The organism is Pantoea sp. CFCC18179 (assembly GCF_059412405.1).
In genome coordinates this window covers 638,946-656,836 of the sequence record NZ_JBNBPM010000001.1, presented here as the reverse complement: position 1 = coordinate 656,836, position 17,891 = coordinate 638,946, and the positions used below count along the sequence as shown (strand labels likewise).

Genomic DNA, 17,891 nt, shown 5'->3' with positions numbered 1-17,891 from the left:
TCGCTTTCATAAGGTCACCATAAATGGCGACCAAGTTACATTGAGGCAAGCGGCAAAATCTCCACCTTCTGCACGCGATGGTTCTCCACCTGCAAGGTGCGCAGCAAATAATCGCCTATCTGCAATTCCTCGCCTTCCTGCGGCACATGTTGCAGGCTATCCATCAACAATCCCGCCAACGTGTGGTAATTGCGCTTCTCATCGAGTGGCAATCGCACATACACCGCCAGATCCTCCAGCGGCATATGCCCATTGGCTATCCAACCGCCATCGGGCAGCGGCTGAATATCATAGCGCGCATCCACTTTTTCTCCTTCAATCGGCAGATTACCGGCGATGGTTTCCATCAGGTCGCTGAGTGTCACCACCCCTTCCACCGAACCAAATTCATCCACCACAAAGGCGAAGTGGGTACGCGCATTGCGGAATTGCTCCAGCGCTTGCAGTAAGGTGACGCGTTCCGGGAATATCAGTGGCTGACGAATTAAGGCGCGCAAATCGAGCGAGTTACTGTGCAGCGATTGGTGCAGTAGATCGATGACATGCACCACACCCAGTGGATCGCGGCCTTGTTCGGTCACCAAAATGCGTGTGTGCTGATTGCGATCGAGCTTCGCCATGATGTCCGCGGGATCTTCGCTTAAATCGATATGCTCGACGTCGTGGCGCGACGTCATGATGCTGTTAATCTGCCGCTGACCTAAGCCCAGCACGCGCGCAATCATGCGGCGCTCCTGGCGATTAAACAGCGCGCCTTCCTCATTGTCGCTCACCAGCGAGGCGGTATCCGAATCCAGCTCAGCACGCTGCGCTTCACCGCGCAAAATACGCAGCACCGCTTCAGAGGTGCGCTGGCGCAGCGGGCGGCCTGCGGTCAGGAAGCGGCGACGGTTAAACATCGCCAACTGATTCAGTATCTCAATCAGAATGGAGAAGCCAATCGCCGCATACAGATAGCCTTTCGGGATAATGAAGCCCAAGCCTTCAGCCACAAGGCTGAAACCAATCATCAGTAAGAAGCTGAGGCAAAGAATCACAATGGTGGGATGACCGTTGACGAAGCGCGTTAATGGCTTACTCGCCAGCAGCATCAACAGAATGGCGATGGTCACCGCCGCCATCATCACCGGTAATTCATTGACCATGCCAACGGCGGTGATCACCGCATCCAGCGAGAAGATGGCATCCAGCACCACAATTTGCGCAACCACTGGCCAGAATTTAGCACCGTTCTTATTTTGACCATCATCTTCGTCGCCGCCTTCAAGGCGACTGTTCAGTTCGGTGGTGGCTTTATAAAGAAGAAACAAGCCGCCGCATAACAGCAGCAGATCGCGCGCACTGAAACTGTGTTGCCACAGCGTAAACAGCGGCTGCGTCAGCGTAACCAGCCAGGAAAGCGAGGCTAGCAGCGCTAAACGTGAGAAAAGCGCCAACAACAATCCGATCACGCGCGCGCGGTCGCGTTGGGTCGGCGGTAACTTTTCGACGAGGATGGCAATGAAAACCAGGTTATCAATGCCCAAGACCAATTCCAGAACGATTAGCGTTACTAATCCTGCCCAGAGTGACGGATCCGCGATCCATTCGAACATGCGTTAATCACCTTAATGTCTATCAATTGAGCTTAATCTGATGATAGTGAATCGACTAACAGGGTACAAATGTCGCCCGCCCCACTGAGAGCGCGGAGAAAATTAGGCGTTAGGAATAATCTGCTCTGCGTATGGATACCAATAACATGAAAGTATGGATAAACAACTCATCAAGCTGGAAAACGCGATTAATTGTAATCAGGCAGTTTAGACGTGCGTTTTTAATGCAAAGTAATGACAAGCTGAGTATCGAATAAATCTGAATTTTGCGGCGGAAAGACCTGAAAGGGCTGGCATCAATACTTATGGCTGGTAGTCTTTTTCCTAAAATAGTGCAGGGAAGACGGGGCCTACTTGTAAACAAGCCAGTAATAACTAGTATAGCAACGTGTTAGTAAATGTCTGCGCCAACGTTGTTAATAGCGTGCTCCTAAGCCTTTTAATGTTGTGAATTGTGATCGCACGCGGACCACGGCCAGTAATTAGCTCAGAAATGCCGCATAAAACAGGCTGTAAATAGGATGACGAAAGCGGTATTGGCAGCGACAGCCAAGGGCGGTAGCGTGCCTGAAGCGCTTTTTTCTGGGTTAACACGTCTGTCACTGTGGCAAGGGAAGTCAGACTTATCTGTTGGTATTAATCGTAATTATCTTGCTTACTAAAGCGAGAATTGGTTTTTCCTCCAGAGAATTTGCCGCAGATAGCCTCAAAAAATGCAGCGAATATAACGCTCATTTATTAAACAGGGCCGAGGCGTTAGGGATTAGGGAAATAATATAAAAGAGTTAAATATGCGCGATAACGAAATTACATATAAAAGTCTTCTGACCAAAATTTTACTGGCGTGCTCGGATTTAATTTGTTTCAACGCGGCATTATTTATTGCTATGTCGCTGATTAATTCCTTCACCGCTTCTCCATTGGCAGATATATCTGAAAAATACCTGCATTTAAAAATAGCCACACACATTGCTCTATCGGTTATTTGCGTAGGCTGGTTCTGGGTTCGTCTGCGTCATTATACTTATCGCAAACCATTCTGGTTCGAGCTCAAAGAGATCTTTCGTACCATTCTTATTTTCTCTGTCATTGATTTGTCAATTTCAGCACTTTCACAATGGCAGATGTCGCGTTTTGTTTGGGTAACCACCTGGATTTTAGCGTTGATTATGTTGCCGCTGGCACGCGCCATCTCCAAACGCGTACTCAATCATTACGGCATGTGGAAGAAGCAAACCATCATCATCGGCAGCAGCCGTAACGCACAGGAAGCCTGGCAGGCACTGCAAAGCGAAGAGGTGATGGGTTTTGATGTGATCGCCTTTTTCGATGTCGATGGCAGTTGCCCGCAAGCCAGTATTTCGGGTGTACCGGTGCTGCACAATGAACAAGAGTTGTGGCAGCTGACCAACAGCGAAACCCAATTCATCGTGGCGGTCGAGTTCGAACAGAGCCAACACCGCGATAACTGGCTAAAAATGTTGGCGATGCACAATTGCCGTTCCGTTTCGGTAATCCCCACGCTGCGTGGCGTACCGCTGTACGGTACTGACATGGCCTACATCTTTAGCCACGAAGTGATGATTCTGCGCGTTAACAACAATCTGGCGAAACGCACCTCACGCTTCCTGAAACGCGCATTCGATATTGTTGGCGCCTTGAGCATTATCCTGGCGTTGTCACCGGCATTACTGGTGCTCGGTTTTATGGTTGGACGCGACGGTGGACCGCCAATCTACGGACACGAACGTGTTGGCCTCAGCGGCCGCAAATTTAAATGCCTTAAATTCCGCTCAATGGCCGTTAACTCGAAAGAGATGCTGGAAGAGGTGCTGCGCACCGATCCGGTGGCACGCGCCGAGTGGGATAAAGACTTCAAACTGAAAAACGATCCGCGCATCACCAAAGTCGGCCACTTCATCCGTAAAACCAGTCTGGATGAGCTGCCGCAGCTGTGGAACGTGGTACGTGGCGACATGAGCCTGGTTGGCCCACGTCCGGTGATTGAAGATGAACTCTGCCGTTATGCTGGTGATGTCGATTATTACCTGATGGCGAAACCAGGCATGACGGGATTGTGGCAGGTTAGCGGTCGTAATGACGTTGACTATGAAACGCGCGTCTATTTCGACTCGTGGTATGTGAAGAATTGGTCGCTGTGGAATGACATCGCGATTCTATTTAAGACGGTTGGCGTTGTGCTTAAACGTGACGGCGCCTATTGATAGACCGCAGGGTAGGGGACGGAATGTTGTCCCCGCCTGAAAACGCCGGTGCTGGGTAGGTGGTGATAACAACTGCCCTGAGCCTAAATAGAGTGGGGTATTTGCCGACGAATGAATCACCCACTTTACTTGATGTCGTCTTTTGACACGGTGACAACATAAAACCAAGGGAGCGCATAATAATGACCCACAGTTTCAGTGTTTAACCCGTCACAATATTTTTTGTAAGACGCTTACACAGCGGGCGATTTCGCCTCTATCAATCATTAACTGATAGCGAAGAATCAGATGATAATGAAAATTAAATTGATACCTTTATTGGTATCCGCAGCCTTTCTCTCCGGATGTACCATTGAACCGGGTTCGAGTCTTTCCACCAGTGGAAAAGATGTTATAGAGCAACAGGATAGCAACTATGACATCGACAAATATGTAAACGTCTTCCCGCTGACGCCGCGTCTGGTCGAGCAGATGCGTCCGAAGCCATTAATCGCGCAAGCTAACCCTGCGCTGCAAACCGAAATTCAAAGCTACGAATACCGCGTTGGCGTGGGTGACGTATTGAACGTTACCGTCTGGGATCACCCAGAGTTGACCACGCCAGCCGGTCAGTATCGCAGCGCCAGTGACACCGGTAACTGGGTTCAGGCCGATGGCACTATCTTCTATCCATACATTGGTAAAGTACGCGTCGCCGGTCGTACCGTGACCGAGATCCGTACCGAAGTTGCGCGTCGCCTCGCACAGTTCATTGAGAGCCCGCAGGTTGATGTCAACGTTGCCGCGTTCCGTTCGCAGAAAGCCTACGTGACCGGATCGGTGACCACCTCCGGCCAGCAGGCAATCACCAACGTACCGTTGACCGTGCTTGATGCCGTCAACGCCGCCGGTGGTTTAGCGGCCGACGCTGACTGGCGCAACGTGGTACTGACGCACAACGGCAAAGAAAACCGTCTCTCGCTGCAGGCGCTGATGCAAAACGGCGACCTGAGCCAGAACCATCTGCTCTATCCGGGCGATATCCTTTACGTGCCACGTAACGATGATCTGAAAGTCTTCGTCATGGGCGAAGTGAAACAGCAGTCAACGCTGAAGATGGACCGTAGCGGCATGACGCTGGCCGAAGCACTGGGCAATTCGCAGGGTATGGATCAAACCACCTCTGATGCCACCGGTGTGTTCGTCATTCGTCCGATTCGCGGCGCGAACCGCACTAAGATTGCCAACATCTATCAGTTGAATACTAAAGATGCGGCGTCAATGGTGATGGGTACTGAATTCCAACTGGAGCCGTACGACATTGTCTACGTCACCGCAACGCCTCTTACCCGTTGGAACCGTGTGATTTCAAGCCTGCTGCCGACCATCGTCGGAATTGACGATGCCAGCTCCGCGGCGCTTCGTTTCCGTAACTGGTCGAACTAAGGTTTAGCCATGATTAAGTCCGTGTTAGTCGTCTGCGTTGGCAACATTTGCCGCTCCCCAACCGGGGAGCGTCTGTTTCAGCGTTCACTACCAGAAACCCGGATTGCCTCGGCAGGGCTTGGCGCTCTGAAAGGTTATCCGGCGGATCAAACTGCCCTGGATGTGGCCGCCGAACACGGCGTGTCGCTCGAAGGCCATCAGGCGCAACAGTTAACGGCCAGCATGTGCCGTGACTATGACCTGATTCTGGTAATGGAAAAGCGTCACGTTGAGCAGGTAAATCGCATCGACCCAGCCGCACGCGGGAAAACCATGCTGCTTGGGCACTGGCTCAACCAACAGGAAATTGCGGATCCGTACAAAAAAAGTCGCGAGGCCTTTGAAGAGGTCTACGGGTTACTGGAAAACGCTACCCAGAAATGGGTCAACGTATTAAGCCGATAGTTGGGAATATCCATGAATATCAAAAACAAGGTTATGACCGCGCCAAAAGAAGATTCGAATGGATGGGATCTGGCGCATCTTGTGGGACAGCTGATTGATCATCGCTGGATCATTGTTGCCGTTACCGCCTTCTTCATGTTGGTGGGGACGCTCTACACACTGTTCGCTACCCCGATCTACAGCTCTGATGCGTTAGTACAGGTTGAGCAGAAAAATACCAGCTCGGTACTGAACGAGTTGGATAGCATTATCCCGGCTACGCCAGCTTCCGATACCGAGATCCAGATTCTGGAATCACGTATGGTTATCGGCAAAACCGTGAACGACCTCGGTCTGGATACCGTGGTAACGCAGAACTACTTCCCGGTGATTGGTAAAGGTTTGTCGCGCCTGATGGGCAATAAGCCGTCAGACGTGGCGATCTCACGCCTGGAAATTCCACGCACTATTGATAAGCGTACCGTTCAACTGGAAGTCACCGGCCCGGATTCGTATACCGTGTCAGCGGATGGCGATGAGCTGTTCAAAGGTAAAGTCGGCCAGTTGGAAACGCACGGTGAAGTCACCATGCTGGTGAGCGGCATTAACGCCGATACCGGTACCAGCTTCAGCGTCACCAAACTGAACGATCTGCAAGCGATCAACTCGGTATTAGCGAATCTTACCGTGGCCGATAAAGGTAAAGACACTGGCGTATTAGGCCTGGAATATCTGGGTGAAGACCAGGTGCAGGTCAGCAAAGTGCTGAACCAAATCGTCGACAACTATCTGCTGCAGAACGTGCAACGTAAATCTGAGCAGGCAGAGAAGAGCCTCGAGTTCCTGCGCAATCAGCTGCCAATGGTACGCGGCAAGTTGGATGAAGCAGAAGATAAGCTGAATACCTACCGTCGCCAGAACGAATCGGTTGACCTGTCACTGGAAGCGAAATCTGCGCTGGATTCTTCCGTCAGCGTACAGAGTCAGTTGAACGAACTGACCTTCCGTGAAGCTGAAGTGTCTCAGTTGTTCACCAAAGATCACCCGACTTATCGCGCCTTGCTGGAAAAACGTAAAACGTTGGAAGGTGAGCAGGCTCAGCTGAACAAAAAGATTTCTCAGATGCCGCAAACGCAGCAAGAGATCTTACGTCTGACGCGTGATGTGCAGTCTGGTCAGGAAATCTACATGCAATTGCTGAATCGTCAGCAAGAGCTGGGTATCAGTAAAGCCAGTACCGTCGGTGATGTGCGTATCATCGATACCGCAGAAACTGGCAACAGCCCGGTCGCACCGAAAAAACTGCTGATCATTGCTGCCAGCTTCATTCTGGGTCTGATGATCTCTGTCGGTGTGGTGCTGCTGAAAGCGCTGATGCATCACGGTATTGAGAACCCGGATCAGCTGGAAGAGCTGGGCATGAACGTCTACGCCAGCGTACCGTTGTCAGAGTGGCAGCGTAAGAAAGATACCGAAGCGCTGGCGCGTCGCGGCAACAAGTTGAAAACCGATCCGCACGATACGCTGCTGGCATTGGGTAACCCAACTGACTTGTCCATCGAAGCGATTCGTAGCCTGCGTACCAGCCTGCACTTCGCCATGATGGAAGCCAAAAACAACATCCTGATGATTACCGGTGCAAGCCCAGGAATTGGTAAAACCTTTATCTGTGCCAACCTGGCAACGTTGGTGGCAAAAGCCGGTCAACGCGTGCTGTTCATCGATGGTGACATGCGTCGTGGTTATACCCACGAACTGTTGGCCGCCGAGAACAAATCCGGTCTGTCAAATGTGCTGTCCGGCAAAACTGAATTTAGCCCAGCGCTGATTCAGAAAGGGGCTTACGGTTTTGACTTCCTGCCACGCGGCCAGGTGCCACCAAACCCATCTGAGTTACTGATGCATCGTCGCATGGGTGAGCTGCTGGATTGGGCGAGCAAGAACTATGACCTGGTGTTAATCGATACGCCTCCAATTCTGGCAGTAACCGATGCATCCATCATCGGTAAACTGGCCGGCACCTCGTTGATGGTGGCGCGTTTCGAAACCAACACGCCGAAAGAGCTGGATGTGAGCTACAAGCGCTTTGCGCAAAACGGCATTGAAATCAAAGGTGTGATTCTTAACGCCGTAGTACGTAAAGCTGCCAATGCTTATGGTTATGGTTACGACTATTACGATTACGAGTATGGCAAACCAACCAAAAGTTAATTTACCCGTCATTGAGCATCATTAATGACGCTGGGTAATCCGGTGGAAGAGGGGCGGTTTACCGCCCCTTTTTATGGCACCGTTTGAATGACGACACGCAACGATTTGCACAGGTGATTCTCTCTGTGACGCCAAAAAAAGCCACTAATGCGCGCGTTAATCAGCAGAATTCATCATCAACATAGCTAATGTCCGCACGCGACTTAAGGTGGCGAATTTGCGCGACACGCTGAAAGGGAAGCACTTCAGCGCCAGCCACTGTTGGCATGAGAACTTGTGGAATTAAGGAATCACACCATGGCTCCATATTGGTATTTATCAGGGTTTTTACTGCTGCTCGCGTTAGTTGAACTCCTGTTGAAAAAAGACGAACGCACCACACACATTCTGTTTTACCTGCTGTGCATCGCCACCGTGACGCTGATTGTCTTCTCCGGTATTCGCGGGCTGGGCACCGGTATGGACGATTACCAATATCGCAGCTTCTTTGCCGACTTCGTCCGCCGTATTGAGGTCAATGGCTTCTTCAACACCGTGGCGTTCTTCCGTTACGAACCGCTGATTTTTGCGATTGCCTGGATCACCAGTTTGTTCTCGCACAACGCGAGTATTTTCCTGTTTGTGTTCAGTATCCTCGCGGTATCGACCAACGCCGTGTTCTTCAAAAAGATGTCGCCATACCCGGTATTGGCGATGGCGCTGTACTCCGCGCACATCTTTATCAACAAAGACGTTAACCAGATCCGTTTTGGTTTGAGTTCTGCGCTGTTTCTTGGCGTGATTTGGACGATTTACCTGAAGCAGTATTGGTGGGCGTTTGCCTTCTTTATTCTGTCGTTCCTCAGCCACAACACCGCTGTCATGGTGGTTACCATTATTCCGTTCCTGTTCATCCGCGAATCACGCTGGTGGCCGGTGGCGATTATCGTCATGAGTGTGCCGTTGTCGGTGGTGGGCGGAACCGGGTTTATTGCCTTGATTGCCGGACATCTGGGATCGATGGGTGAAAGGGCCGCTGGTTACAGCAACGAAGCCTCGAATGCCGGTGACGGCAGCGTAGTGTCGGTTTCGAACCTGAAAAACATCATGCTGGTGTTCATCTTCGTCTACTTCATGCTCAGCAATCAGCTTAAGCGTGAACAGTATGACGTTTGGCGCCTTAACTATCTGTTAATCCTCACCTTTTCGATTGGCGGCGGTATCAGGATCTTCTTCTATAACTACTCGTCGGGTGCACGTCTGTCGAACTATCTGCTGCAAGTTGAGCCGATTATTTTGACCTCGCTGATTTATCAGTCGAAGCGCGTACTGAAACCCGCGATGTTTGCGATGTTTGCTTTCTTCCTTGTTTATTACCTCTATTACAACACGATCTCACTGAAGCAAGCCGTTGTTGGCTATGAAGTTGCTCGTGAATTCAAATTGTTCCATTAAGCCTTGAGAGGAAATATGCGGAAGACATTGATGGCAGTTTTGTTGAGCGCTGCGCCGTTACTGGCGCAGGCTGACAATCATCCCTTTGTTATCGCGGCCTACGGCGATTCCACCACCGCGGGTGTAACCGGCTCCGGCGGGCGCAACATCATCAGCCAGAACAATGAAGTGAGCTTTTTGCAGCAGATGTTGCGCGCCAAATATGGCAACAATATCGAAGTGAAAAACCACGGCATGCCGGGCGCGCAGGTATCGGTGCTGGTCTACAAGGAAGACAACACGCCAATGGATTGGTCCGATCGCATGGCGAAGTCCGATGCCGATATGATTCTGATTAACTACGCGATTAACGATGCGCGCATTAACTTTTTCAAAGACAAAGGTGCGCGCATTGAAACGCCACAAGAGTACAAACGCATCATGACCGAGCTGGTGCAGGGCGCCAAAGCACATAACAAGCTGGTGGTGTTGCAGGAACCGAATCCGATTTGCGGTAAAGCCGAGCAATGGAACGTCTGGCCGTATGTTTATCAATTAAATGAAGTGGCTAAAGAGCAACAGGTTCCGATCGTGAAGCAATTCAGCGTGATTAAACAAAATCGCGACTGGCAATCTGAGATGTCGCCTGATTGCATTCACCCGAATGAGATGCTTTATAAACAGAAAGCAGAAAGAACCTTCGAAGTCTTGAGCAGCAATTTTGATCACGTCTTTTCGCAGCACAGCAGCTAACCCAACTCAGATTCAGGAGCTGACATGTATGTATTAATCATGGTGCTGTCATTTTGTCTGGCGCTAATCATTCTCCGCGTATTCTCCTTCCACAAAGGGGTTTATAACAGTAGCGGAATTAAAAGTATCTCTGGAATGCGTGCGTTGCTGGCCAGCATCGTGGCGTTTTCACATTTCGCGCACTACATCTATTCTCAGAATGGACAGTGGGTGTTCGATAAAGACTATTTTGCCTGGTTCTCGGAAGGCAATTTCTTCGTCAACTCCGGCAAGTTTGGTGTGCTGCTGTTCTTCATGATCTCCGCGTTCCTGTTCTATCGTTGGCTGGACAATGAAGGCATGACGCCGGGACAACTGACCAGCAAGCTGCTGAAAGGGCGTATTCGCCGTATCGTGCCGATGTTCTGGTTCTCCGGCTTGGTGATCATTGTGGTCGGTTTGGTGCAGGGCGATCTGGCGATTAACGGTACGTCGATCAAAGACGCGGTGATGTGGTTGCTGTTCGTCGGCAGCTATCGTATTGGCGATTTCATGACCGCCGACGTCAACGCCGGTGTCGAATGGACGCTTCGCCTGGAATGGCTGCTGTATCTGTCGATTCCGCTGATTTACGTCATCAACCGCGCGACCCAAGGTAAATACAAAACCTGGCTGATTCTCGGCTCGATCGGCGCGATTTTCTGCGTTGCTGTCGGCTTGCGCTTGTGGGGTAAAACCTACACCGATCCGCGCCCGGTGCTGGGCTTCGCCATGGGTTATATGGCCTATAAATATCGCGATCTGTTTGCGCGCTACAAAACCTCAAGCCTCGCCGGTGGCGCAGTGATTCTGCTGTCGCTGTTCGCGCTCTCCTTCACCAGCAACACCTTCTGGTATCTGATTTTCCTCTGCTGCCTGACGGTGATCTTCTTTATTGTTAGCAGCGGCAATTCGGTGTTTGGCATTCTGGAGAATAAAACCCTGATGTCGATTGGTGAGGTGAGCTACAGCCTGTACCTGATTCACGGCGTGGTGCTCTATTTCATCAAACAGATCCCGGAAACGCTCTATCCGCATTCCTTCCTGTTCTACACCTTACTTTCTACGCTGTTCTTTGTTGCCTCGTTCTATGTGGCGAAATTGACTTACTTGTTCGTCGAAAAACCGTTTATTGGCAGCAGCAGCAAGAAGAAAGTGGCGATGAAGACTTCGCCAACAAATTAGGACATCACCCATTATTCTTTTGAGCCCACGAGTTATATCATTGATTTTGTAACTTTTTAATGAGGTGCTGGTAATGCAGGACATTCGCTTCTCAATTGTCATACCCGCGTATAACGCGTCGAAATCGATTATTACCACGCTGGATTGTGTCAAAGCGCAAAGCTATCGCAATTTTGAAGTCATCATTGTGGATGACAAATCGGCCGATGCCGCCGAGCTGGCCGAAGTGGTTCGCAGTGAGCGCTACCAGGATTTGGCCATCAAACTGGAGCTGTCCGAAGTCAAACTCAACGGTGCCGGCGCGCGTAACAAAGGCATCGAATTGGCGACAGGCGACTTTATCAGCTTTCTCGACGCCGACGATGAGTGGCATCCGGATAAGCTGTTAACCGTCAGCGACACCATCAACAAGCTGGAAGCGCAGGGCAAATCGCGTTACGTGATTTTCAGCCAGGTCAACATCCATCAGGATGGCAGCTTCCTCAAAGTGATGCCAATGCAGCCGCCGGGCAAAAATGAAACCGTGGCGGAATATCTGTTTGGTTGTTATGGCTTTATTCAGACCAGCACCATTGTGCTGAAGCGCGAAGATGCAGCGCAGATCAAGTTTGATGCGCGCTATATCCGCCATCAGGATTATGATTTCTGCATCCGTGCTGACCGCATGGGATACGCGTTCGTGATGATCGACAAACCTTTGGCAACTTATCATCTGGTAACCAAATTTGGTTCCAAGCACAAAGGTGAGTCGGTGAAATACTCCTTCTTCTGGCTCGATACCATGAAGCCGCACCTGACCACGCGCGATATTCATACCTACAAAGCCTTCAAGTTGCCGCTGCGCTACAAAATGGACGGTAAATCGCTGCAAGCCAGCCTGAGCTTTGCGCGCTACTTCTTCCTCACCAATCGTGACAATCGCGCCTACTTCATGAATCGCCTGCTCGATAAGGTGAAGTCGCGCTTAGGCGGCAGAGCCGTCTCCTGATTTAACTTTTTCGTCTTTCACTTGCTCCCAAACGGGGGCAATTTTTTGGTTCCTGTAACTCCGGGTATAAAAATGACAAATCATGTTGGCACCATCGGTATTGTGATGCCGATGTATAACGCGCGGAACACGGTGCTGCGCGCGGTTGAGTCGATCATCAACCAAACCTACAGCGACTGGCATCTTTACCTGATCAACGATAAATCCACCGATGATTCACTCGCTTTTGTGCGTGAGCATTGCCAGGACGCGCGCATCACCATTTTGGACAACGAAGTGAATCAAGGTGCAGCCGAAACCCGTAATGTGGGCTTACGCGCCGCCAAAGAAGAGATCATTGCGTTTCTTGATAGCGATGACGAATGGCATGTGGAAAAGCTGGCAGAGCAGGCGGCAGCGATGGCCGCCGGCGACGATTTTGTGATTACGCAATATCACTACAAAACCCGAACTGCCGACCACGACATCATCTACAGCAAACCCTATCTGCAACAGGAAAACTTCGTGAAGAAGCAGTATCGCGTCTGCTTCTCTTCGGTGTGTTTCCGCCGTCCTCCTCAGGGCATCTTCTTCCAGCGCAAAGGCCACGAAGATTTCCTGTTCCTCTACGAATTGTTCCTCCGCTACAAACAAGCCCGCGTGATCCAGAAGATCCTGGTCAACTATTACGAGTTGGGTGATTCGCTGTCGCGTAACAAAAATAAAGCGGCCAAGTGGCACCTCGAATTATTAAGAATTATCTATAAAAACAATCCGTTAAAAGTATATTACTATTACACATGGTATATGGTTAATGGCGTTCTCTTCGCCTTAAAGCATCGGTAAGCGTCAGCGGCGTAATGGGTGTTTTTGATTCTTTTGAGGTGGAAAGCGTTTTATGAAAAAGATTGTTTTAGTCATTAAAGATGCTTACTCGTATGCGGGTACCGAGAACATCTGCAACTTTATGTCGGAGTGCCTCGGCGAGCAGCACGAAGTCACCATTTACTCGCTGGAAGGCAGCGGCAAAACCTTCTATCCGTTTGAACGGGTGAAGAAGATTGTCAGCTTTGAAGGCCACAGCAACCCCATTAAAAGCGCCGTTGCCAGCATCCATCAGGAAGGCTTCGACAGCGTATTTCTGATCAGCATGGGTCGCTTGAGCGTGATGTTCGCCTTCTGGAATCTGATGGCGATGAAGAAAAAACGCTTCAAAGCCTACGCCTGCGAACACATTGCGATTAACTCCTTCAGCAAGCCAATCAAGTTGTTGAAATGGCTGCTGCTGCGTTATTACGACCAGGTGATCGTGTTAACTGACAAAGATCATCAGGTATTCAGCCGCTGGAACATTCCCAGCCAGCAAATCCCTAATCCGGTGGTGTACAAGGCGTTTCAGCGTCAAACGCGCAGCCGCCAGGCATTAGCGGTAGGGCGTTTGGATAACCAGAAAGGCTTCGACCTGATGCTGGATGTCTGGGCCGATTTCAGCAAAACCCATCCTGAATGGAAGCTGGTGATTGCTGGTGATGGCGAACTGCGCCAACAATTGCACGATCAGGCAGCTGCATTGGGCATCACCAACAGCGTTAACTTCGTCGGCAAAGTCAGCAACATCAACGATTACTACCGCGAAAGTGACATGGCGCTGATGACCTCGCGCTATGAAGGTTTGCCGCTGGTGCTGCTGGAAGCCAAATCCTGGTCGCTGCCAGTGGTGGCCTACGATTGCCCAACCGGTCCGCAGGAGATCATCAATCATGGTGAAGATGGCTTCCTGGTGCCGATGAACGACAAAGCCACCTTTATCAAGCGTATGGAACAGCTCGCCAGCGATGACAGCCTGTTCTACGCCATGAGTGCCAAGACCAAAGAAACAGCGCTTAAGTTTGACGGTAATCAGATCAAACAGAGCTGGCTCGCCCTTGTCTAGCGACAATTATCGTGCCTCGGGAATCCTTTTTGGCCGCTTAATCACGGGAATTGAAGCATGAAAAGAAGAGAAGTCTTGCAGACAGCAGCCTCCTCCATTGTTGCCGCGCTCTCGGTGAGCGCATTTTCCAGCTACGCCGCAAAAAGTGGTCAGCCTGCATTGAAAGCGGTTGATCCTTCCAGCGTACCGCCGGGCGATGTACCGATTTTGACGCCGGAAAATGTCTACACCATGCCGCCGCAATTCTGGCAGAACTTTGAAGGCAAACTGTGGATTGGTAAGGCGGGCAGCGATGCCAGCCAAAACGGTAACCAGATTCCGGTTTTCCTGCGTGATGCCAACGGAAAGGTCTCGCAAATCAGCCAGCCAATTGCTTTGAACAAGGGCAACTTTGCGCAATTCATTCACGATAATGCGGCGTTAATTGCTAATCCGTCACATTCTATGGTGGTGGAAGATCAGCAAGGCAATACGCTGTTCTCTATCGATGATGTGTCACGCCCCAACGCCAGTAATTTCAGTCAGCGTCTGGCACAGCCAAACGGTTATCAGTTGATTGGTGAAATTCCATCGGTGGAAGAGTTGCGTAAAACGCGTCCGCTGTTTGCCGGGGCCAAAGTGAAGCTGAAAAGCTGGCACGAAGGCTTTGAAGTGGGCGGTGGCGAGTTCGTTGGCACCTTCGATGATGCTAAAGACGACGAAGGCGTGATTTTTGCCGGGAAAGGCTTCCACTGGCGTCGCGTGGTGGAAGATTTCAACCGCTTAACCTTGTTTGATTTCGGCGCCATTGCCGATGGCAAAACCGACACTGCACCGGCAATCAAAGCGATGTATCAATGGTCGATTGATGCCAGCCAACAGATCTGCGTGCAGTTCCCGGCAGGCACCTTCTTCGTCTCCGAATGTGATTTCGGCGATGAAGGCCGCCGCTTCTTCCGCATTTCTGGCGCGATGGTCAACTTCGGCTATTTCCCAGCCACCACATTGGTGTCTGATGGCCGCTCCGAATTCCTGTTCCAGGTCAACGCGCGCTGGACCGAAATCTCCAACCTGAACTTTAACGGCAACAACGACAAGCATCCAAACAAGCAAGGTTTGTTCCGCAATACCTGTCCGGGTGGCCAGTTCTTCCGTGGCGCTTGCCTGCGCTTCAATTATGTCGGCGGCGTTTCGCTTAGCCTGCTGGACACGCTGGACTGCAAAATAGACCAGTGGTACGCCAACGCTTGTACCGGTGATGTGATCAAAGCCAGTTGGTCGGGCCAAAAGGCGGGCGCGTGGGATCACAGCACCGCGATTGAGCTGTCGAACTTCAACGCGCAGCACTGTAAAGGCGGCATGGTGTTGAATCTGCCGCGTTGCAGCCAATCGATCATTCATAACGGCTGGATTGAGCACAGTGATTATCCTGGCGATATCTCCAACGGCCAGTGGATTGTCGATGCGCTGAGCATTGAGGATTGTAAGAACCCGCTCAACGCGCGCAACTCGCGTTTGAATATGCGTCAGACCAATTTGCAGTCAGGCAGTTGGATTGATAACTCGCTGGAAGGCGAGCGCTGGCTCAACATCTGGGAAATGGGTTCCACGCGCGTGGAATCGTACGGCGTGGCGATTGATGGCAGCCTGAAATACAACTACATCACGTCACGTTTCCGTCTGACCAACAACAGCGATCAGCAAGTCTGGTTTGAGCTCGGCAATCTCTATTCGCCAACGGTGGGCGATAGCTGGGAAATCGAAGTGTTTGGTCAGTCGCAGTTCAATAACGGCACCGCCAATGCGCCGTTGATGAATTTGCTCGATGGCAAAGGCACCGGCGGCCGCGCGGTGATCCACGTGCAGCGCAAGAAGAACAAAGCGGAAGCCAGTTGGTCGGCAGAAGGCAGTTCGCCGGTAGTGGATGTGCGCATCGAACCGCGTACTGACACCGACACCAAAGTGTTCGTCAAGCTGGCGGGTTGGACACCAACCAGCGTGGTGCTGATCAAGAGCACGGCGAAAGACCGCTTCCTCACCGGCCAGTGTGCACGCGTAGATGCGGTGATGGACAAAGGCACGCCGGGCAGCGGGGCGCAGCAAGCGCCGCAACGTTTCAGTTTGCATAACGGTAAAGCCGGGATCGGCGGCAATGAGCAGGGCGATTTGCTGATGGCATCGCGCGCGCTCAAGCCGGAGCAGGTAGATACCCGCGAGCCGAAAGGTTTTGTTTCTGTGGTGATTAATGGCGAGCAAGTTGCCATGCCGTATTTCGCTGTGAAGTCGTAAGTCATCTTTGTTAAACCGGTCGCCATGAATGGCGACCCTACATTTGTAGGGCGCGCATTCTTGCACGTCGGCATGCAGTAAAGAGGTTGATTTTAATTAGGAAGTACTTTTGGGGCTTACTCCCATTGCAGTCATTTCAAACAGAGTTCATTTTGCCAGTTAGCTTTGGCGGCTTGTAAAAATTACAAAAATTTTTCCGGAGTTTTTTTATGAAGATTTTATTGGTAGGAAACCATACCTGTGGAAATCGTGGGGATGGCGCGATTTTACGTGGGCTGATTGATTCACTTAAATCTGCGCGCGAAGATTTAGATATCGATGTAATTAGCCGCTATCCGACCAGTTCGGGTTACCTGTTGCAGCAGCATATCCAGCAGGATTCCCTGTTCCTGCACAACAGCAAATCGGGCAAAGGCTTAGTTGGCAGCCTGAAGCGTAAAGTTGCGAATCGCCTGATGCCGGACATCATGATGGCGCACCTCGGCAAAGGTGGCCTGTACAAATCGTTTTCGGTGCCACCGCATCTTGCGGCGTTCACCAAAAGTTTGGCGCAATATGATGCAATCATTCAGGTTGGCGGTTCGTTCTTCGTCGATCTGTATGGGGTAACCCAATTCGATCACGCGCTGTGTGCGCTGATGGCGAAGAAGCCGCTGCACATGGTCGGGCATTCAGTTGGACCGTTTGAGAACCCGCGCGTTAATGCGCTGGCGAACTTCGTGTTTGATCGCGTCGACAGCCTGGTGCTGCGTGAAGAGGTCAGCCACGATCGTCTGAAGCAAGATGGCGTGACCACCAGCAAAGTGAAGAAGGGCGTTGATACCGCGTTTCTGGTGCAGGCGCGTGAGGTGGAAAATCCAAGCCATAACCTGCTGCACTGGCAGGCAATTATCAGCGCACGCAAAACTATCGCCATTACCGTGCGTGAACTGGCGCCGTTCGATAAACGTCTCGGCGTGACGCAGAAAGAGTATGAAGCCGCCTTTGGCCGCGTGATCAACGCGATGATTGCCGAAGGCTATCAAGTTGTTGCGTTCTCAACCTGTACCGGCATCGACAGCTACGCGAAAGATGACCGCATGGTAGCGCTGACGCTGCGCGACCACGTTGAGCAACCTGAGCATTACCATGTCATCATGGACGAGTTCAACGACCTCGAACTCGGCATCCTGCTAAGCCATTGTCATCTGACAATCGGCACCCGCCTGCACTCCGCCATTATCTCCATGAACTTCGGCACACCCGCTGTGGCCATCAACTACGAGCACAAATCGCTCGGCGTGATGAAGCAACTTGGCTTGCCGCAAATGGCGACCGATGTGCAGAGCCTAATGGACGGTTCGCTGATCGATAAAGTGCAGACGGTGCTGGCTGATTACGACAACGTAAAACACAAAGTTGATACCGCGGTGGCGCAGGAGCGTGAGATTGGAAACCGCATTACCGCCGAAATTCTCAACGTCCTGGGGTGAAGT

The 17,891-nt window shown here is 51.2% G+C and carries 13 protein-coding genes; 12 read left to right on the top strand and 1 reads right to left on the bottom strand.

The annotated features are described in order from the left end of the window. Positions 1-35 precede the first annotated feature (35 nt). Complete coding sequence (locus tag ACPUC7_RS03160; RefSeq protein ID WP_494921735.1) at positions 36-1,595, bottom strand: TerC family protein; 1,560 nt, start codon at positions 1,593-1,595, stop codon at positions 36-38. Between the two features lie 791 nt (positions 1,596-2,386). Between ACPUC7_RS03160 and wbaP the strand changes: the two genes are divergently transcribed. The 12 genes from wbaP to wcaK all read left to right on the top strand — a co-directional run bounded on the left by wbaP (position 2,387) and on the right by wcaK (position 17,888). Continuing rightward, on the top strand, positions 2,387-3,820 hold the full coding sequence (gene wbaP / locus ACPUC7_RS03155; protein WP_494921734.1) for an undecaprenyl-phosphate galactose phosphotransferase WbaP: 1,434 nt from the start codon (positions 2,387-2,389) through the stop codon (positions 3,818-3,820). 294 nt (positions 3,821-4,114) lie between these two features. Beyond that, on the top strand, positions 4,115-5,245 hold the full coding sequence (locus tag ACPUC7_RS03150) for a polysaccharide export protein (protein WP_343554188.1): 1,131 nt from the start codon (positions 4,115-4,117) through the stop codon (positions 5,243-5,245). 9 nt (positions 5,246-5,254) lie between these two features. Next, positions 5,255-5,689 (top strand): arsenate reductase/protein-tyrosine-phosphatase family protein, encoded by a 435-nt coding sequence (locus ACPUC7_RS03145; RefSeq protein WP_343554189.1) that lies wholly within the window; start codon positions 5,255-5,257, stop codon positions 5,687-5,689. 12 nt (positions 5,690-5,701) lie between these two features. Then, positions 5,702-7,879: a tyrosine-protein kinase Wzc gene (gene wzc / locus ACPUC7_RS03140; protein ID WP_494921733.1), complete on the top strand. Its 2,178-nt coding sequence runs from the start codon at positions 5,702-5,704 to the stop codon at positions 7,877-7,879. A 297-nt stretch (positions 7,880-8,176) separates the two neighbouring features. Beyond that, positions 8,177-9,313, top strand: a complete 1,137-nt coding sequence (locus ACPUC7_RS03135) for an EpsG family protein (protein WP_494921732.1) — start codon at positions 8,177-8,179, stop codon at positions 9,311-9,313. A gap of 30 nt (positions 9,314-9,343) precedes the next feature. Next, a complete protein-coding gene (locus tag ACPUC7_RS03130; protein ID WP_343554192.1) occupies positions 9,344-10,045 on the top strand; it encodes an SGNH/GDSL hydrolase family protein in 702 nt (233 codons plus the stop codon). Between the two features lie 24 nt (positions 10,046-10,069). Beyond that, complete coding sequence (locus ACPUC7_RS03125; protein WP_494921731.1) at positions 10,070-11,248, top strand: acyltransferase family protein; 1,179 nt, start codon at positions 10,070-10,072, stop codon at positions 11,246-11,248. A gap of 73 nt (positions 11,249-11,321) precedes the next feature. Further along, complete coding sequence (locus ACPUC7_RS03120; protein ID WP_343554194.1) at positions 11,322-12,236, top strand: glycosyltransferase family 2 protein; 915 nt, start codon at positions 11,322-11,324, stop codon at positions 12,234-12,236. 72 nt (positions 12,237-12,308) lie between these two features. Next, positions 12,309-13,061, top strand: coding sequence for a glycosyltransferase family 2 protein (locus ACPUC7_RS03115; protein WP_494921730.1), 753 nt, complete (start codon positions 12,309-12,311; stop codon positions 13,059-13,061). Between the two features lie 52 nt (positions 13,062-13,113). After that, on the top strand, positions 13,114-14,148 hold the full coding sequence (locus ACPUC7_RS03110; protein WP_494921729.1) for a glycosyltransferase: 1,035 nt from the start codon (positions 13,114-13,116) through the stop codon (positions 14,146-14,148). 57 nt (positions 14,149-14,205) lie between these two features. Then, complete coding sequence (locus ACPUC7_RS03105) at positions 14,206-16,416, top strand: phage tailspike protein (protein WP_494921728.1); 2,211 nt, start codon at positions 14,206-14,208, stop codon at positions 16,414-16,416. 209 nt (positions 16,417-16,625) lie between these two features. Continuing rightward, complete coding sequence (gene wcaK, locus ACPUC7_RS03100) at positions 16,626-17,888, top strand: colanic acid biosynthesis pyruvyl transferase WcaK (RefSeq protein ID WP_343554198.1); 1,263 nt, start codon at positions 16,626-16,628, stop codon at positions 17,886-17,888. Positions 17,889-17,891 lie beyond the last annotated feature (3 nt).

Bases quoted from the DNA above. Each gene is read 5' to 3' on its own strand.
- ACPUC7_RS03160 (WP_494921735.1), bottom strand. From the start codon at position 1,595: ATGTTCGAATGGATCGCGGATCCGTCACTCTGGGCAGGATTAGTAACG.
- wbaP (WP_494921734.1), top strand. From the start codon at position 2,387: ATGCGCGATAACGAAATTACATATAAAAGTCTTCTGACCAAAATTTTA.
- ACPUC7_RS03150 (WP_343554188.1), top strand. From the start codon at position 4,115: ATGAAAATTAAATTGATACCTTTATTGGTATCCGCAGCCTTTCTCTCC.
- ACPUC7_RS03145 (WP_343554189.1), top strand. From the start codon at position 5,255: ATGATTAAGTCCGTGTTAGTCGTCTGCGTTGGCAACATTTGCCGCTCC.
- wzc (WP_494921733.1), top strand. From the start codon at position 5,702: ATGAATATCAAAAACAAGGTTATGACCGCGCCAAAAGAAGATTCGAAT.
- ACPUC7_RS03135 (WP_494921732.1), top strand. From the start codon at position 8,177: ATGGCTCCATATTGGTATTTATCAGGGTTTTTACTGCTGCTCGCGTTA.
- ACPUC7_RS03130 (WP_343554192.1), top strand. From the start codon at position 9,344: ATGGCAGTTTTGTTGAGCGCTGCGCCGTTACTGGCGCAGGCTGACAAT.
- ACPUC7_RS03125 (WP_494921731.1), top strand. From the start codon at position 10,070: ATGTATGTATTAATCATGGTGCTGTCATTTTGTCTGGCGCTAATCATT.
- ACPUC7_RS03120 (WP_343554194.1), top strand. From the start codon at position 11,322: ATGCAGGACATTCGCTTCTCAATTGTCATACCCGCGTATAACGCGTCG.
- ACPUC7_RS03115 (WP_494921730.1), top strand. From the start codon at position 12,309: ATGACAAATCATGTTGGCACCATCGGTATTGTGATGCCGATGTATAAC.
- ACPUC7_RS03110 (WP_494921729.1), top strand. From the start codon at position 13,114: ATGAAAAAGATTGTTTTAGTCATTAAAGATGCTTACTCGTATGCGGGT.
- ACPUC7_RS03105 (WP_494921728.1), top strand. From the start codon at position 14,206: ATGAAAAGAAGAGAAGTCTTGCAGACAGCAGCCTCCTCCATTGTTGCC.
- wcaK (WP_343554198.1), top strand. From the start codon at position 16,626: ATGAAGATTTTATTGGTAGGAAACCATACCTGTGGAAATCGTGGGGAT.